Source organism: Akkermansia muciniphila (genome assembly GCF_900184965.1).
Taxonomy (GTDB): domain Bacteria; phylum Verrucomicrobiota; class Verrucomicrobiia; order Verrucomicrobiales; family Akkermansiaceae; genus Akkermansia; species Akkermansia muciniphila_A.
Window position 1 is genome coordinate 1 of record NZ_FXYA01000080.1, and the last position, 3,744, is coordinate 3,744.

The 3,744-nt window shown below is 52.7% G+C and carries 2 protein-coding genes and 1 pseudogene; all 3 read left to right on the plus strand.

Translation table 11 applies throughout. The features are described 5' to 3' along the window. Positions 1-1,735: RHS repeat domain-containing protein (locus CI070_RS01520; protein ID WP_143246890.1), on the plus strand; the 1,735-nt coding region annotated here is incomplete at its 5' end. Positions 1,736-1,740: 5 nt separating this feature from the next. Next, positions 1,741-2,175, plus strand: a complete 435-nt coding sequence (locus CI070_RS12930) for a hypothetical protein (RefSeq protein WP_143245718.1) — start codon at positions 1,741-1,743, stop codon at positions 2,173-2,175. A 230-nt stretch (positions 2,176-2,405) separates the two neighbouring features. Next, positions 2,406-3,744: pseudogene (locus CI070_RS01525) on the plus strand (RHS repeat protein); the annotation flags it as partial.

Here is a 3,744-nt window from a genome sequence, read left to right on the forward strand (position 1 = left end):
GGGAGGGCTTGTGGAACAACTCGCCTACCCCAACGGCATGACCCGGGTCAACACCTATGAAAGCAGCCGCGACCTCCTCTCGGTCATCGACTACCAGAGGCCCGGAAGCGCCAACCCGCCGGCGAGGCACGAATACGACTACGACGCGCTGGGCCGTCCGACCCGGCGCAGGGACACGTGGAACACGGCGGCGCCCAAAACGACGCGTTTGTTCACCTACAACAGCCGCGGCGAACTGATCGGAGACCAGCTCAGGCCTGGAGGGCGCTTCGGCTACCAGTACGACAACATCGGCAACCGGAAGGAAGCCTTCGAATTCGGCAACACGACGGCCTATGAAACCGACGAACTCAACCGGTACGCGGGCATCGCCAGAAATGGCGGGGAAGCCTTTACACCCCAATACGACGCGGACGGCAACCAGACGCTGGTGAAAACTTCCACCGGCATCTGGACAGTCACCTACAACGCCGAAAACCGGCCCGTGAAATTTGAAAGCGAGGACGGCGGGACAACCGTGGAATGCGCCTACGACTCCATGGGCAGGAGATTCGAGAAAAAAGTGACGGTCGGAGGGACAACGGGCTTCCACGCGCGCTACCTCTACCGGGACCACCTGCAGGTGGCGGAGTGCGACTTGACCGGGGAAACGCCGGCACTTGTGCGCAGCTACCTCTGGGACCCCTCGGAACCGGAGGCCACGCGCGTCCTGGCCATGACGCGCTGGGAGGCGAACGGGACGCAGGTGAAGGAGCATCTCTACTGCATGCACGACGCGATGAAGAACGTCACCTCCCTCTTCGGGGAAGCGCGCGGACGCCGCGCCCTGTACGAATACCGTCCGTACGGAGGGCTGGTCACGTCGGAAGGCAACATGGCGCAAGAGAACAAATTCCGCTTCTCGTGCGAATACATGGACGACGAGCTCGGCCTCATCTACTACAACTACCGTCATCTCAATCCGCGCGACGGAAGGTGGATCAGCAGGGATCCCATCGCGGAACAGGGAGGGTGGAATTTATATAGATTTATTTGTAATAGTTTAACAAAACGATATGATCTGCTTGGATTGGCGGATTATCAAATTGGTGTTGATGATCCTCCTATAATACCTGATGTAGGTGCTGGAGTTTGGAATTCTAAGGGATGGACATTGAAAATAGTAGCTTTGAAAGGACTTATTTTAAATTGTTTAAATACCATTTCAGTAGCAATGCCTGATGCTGTAGCTCATTTGCAACATTATTTTAGAAGTACAGGAAGTGATTATACCATTCGATTGCAAAAGATGATTGATGAGGTTCCTAGTGCAAAAGATCTCTATGAGAGAGAACTTAATATGGCTCGTTCTTTTATTGACACTCTTCCTGATGGGAAACATAGTATAACATCAGGGACTGTATCTATCGGATACAATGGTCAAGAAGAAAGTTCAAATTGGTTTTATGCCGTTGGTGGATATAAAGCATGGGGTAAAGGAAATGTGACTATTTGCAATGGAGAATATACATTTGAATTTGAATATAAATTTTATGACCGTTACAATTGGGATAATGGAAAACAAGTAACTTTTCTAGGATGTGTTATTACTGATGAGTTTATGGGAGAATTTCATCGTCAGGGAATTGCGCGCGAATTTGATATGCGTGGGTCAATAAAAAAGACGTTAAAATTAGAAAAAGGAAAATCATTGCAGATATATGACGGATGGGAATCAGAAAAATTAAGACGATAAAAAATATGAATATAAGAATATTATATAGAACTTTTTTTGCTTTTTATATTTTATTAACAACAGGATGTGATCCTGAACAAGAATCATGGGATATTTGTAAATTAAACGAACATCTTGGAATTGATTTGCCTTCCAGTAGCATAGTTCTTTCTGCGAGCGACGGAGGAGGAAAAAGAAAAGACATAAGTTACGAACATTATTTTTGGACTTTATATTCTCCTGTTCCAGTCAAGATGCCCTCAGAAATAAAAACTATATTTCCTCTGGAAGGTGACATAAAGTATATTGAATCTAGAATGTATAAGAAAAAAATGAAAATTTCGCAAGCTCAGTATGCTTTTTTTAGCGATTGGAAAAAAAATGGTTATATTTTTCGTGCTAAAGTTGTAAGAACTCTACGCGGGGATTTTCTTGTTGTTGAACGTATTCGTGAAAAGTAATTAATTAAATGTAATGTTGAAAAAATCCTCACAAGTTAATCCTGTGAGGATTTTTTTGATGATATAAAAATAGTTGTGTTTTTTAGATATTCATTTTAACACCTGTCTCCGTTCCAATTTACTGCTCTGCACATGCTGATGGTCATCCGCTTATTTCCGTACAGAAGCGGCTCCTGTCCGAACTCTCCGGGGTTCTGGAAACAAAAACGGTCATCGTTGACGAACGCGGCTTGACTGCGGCGGAATGGACGGAGTATGCTGAAAATACGAAAAGAATCCAAAAGAGCGTTATCCCCTCTTCCAGCGTCACGGCTCAAACGGTGGCGGCGGACGGCCTGATGCTCTCGCAGCAGAACCACGCGGGCATCACGGAAACGGCCGCCCGCGCCTATACGGCCACGGGCGTGACCATGACCCGCACGGACGGCCGCGGCAACACAACGACGATCCGGACCGACCTGGCCGGACGGGCCGTCAGCGTGACGGACGCCGCTGGAAATGAAACCGTCACGCAGTACGACGCCCGCTTTGACCTGGCCGCCGTGGTGACGGACGCGCTGGGAAATACGGTGTGCGCCGGATACGACGCCAGAGGCCGGAAAACGGCCGAATGGGGGACGGGGACGCAGCCCCTGCTCCTGGGCTATGACGAGGCCGGCCGCCTGGTGAGCCTGACCACCTTCCGCGCGGCGCAGGAAGGCGACATCGCGGAGGACCCTTCCGAGCGCGCGGACGGCGACACCACCACCTGGAGCTATGACGAAGCCACGGGGCTGGAAACGCGCAAAACGTATGCCGACGGAACGCACGTGGACAAAACCTGGGACGCCTTCAACAGGCTTGCCACGGAAACAAACGCCCGCGGCATCGTGAAGACCTGCACTTACGAACAGGCCCGCGGGCTGCTGGCGGGAATCAGCTACTCGGACGCCACGCCCGGCCAGAGCTTCTCCTACAACCACCTCGGCCAATTGACGCAAATCACGGATGCCTCCGGAACGCGGACCTTCGCCTGCAATCCCTACGGGGAACCGGAAACAGACTGCCTTGAGGCAAACGGCATCTCCTGGCAGGTCTCCGAACTCTATGACGGGCTCGGCCGTCCGGCCGGGTACGAATTAAGCGCGGGCGAACGCCGCGTCCAGCAGGCGCGCCTGTCCTATGACGGCAAAGGCCGCCTCTCCGCCCTCGCGGCGGAAGGCATGGAAAACCCCTTCTCCTGGACTTACTGCGAACAGGGAGGGCTTGTGGAACAACTCGCCTACCCCAACGGCATGACCCGGGTCAACACCTATGAAAGCAGCCGCGACCTCCTCTCGGTCATCGACTACCAGAGGCCCGGAAGCGCCAACCCGCCGGCGAGGCACGAATACGACTACGACGCGCTGGGCCGTCCGACCCGGCGCAGGGACACGTGGAACACGGCGGCGCCCAAAACGACGCGTTTGTTCACCTACAACAGCCGCGGCGAACTGATCGGAGACCAGCTCAGGCCTGGAGGGCGCTTCGGCTACCAGTACGACAACATCGGCAACCGGAAGGAAGCCTTCGAATTCGGCAACACGACGG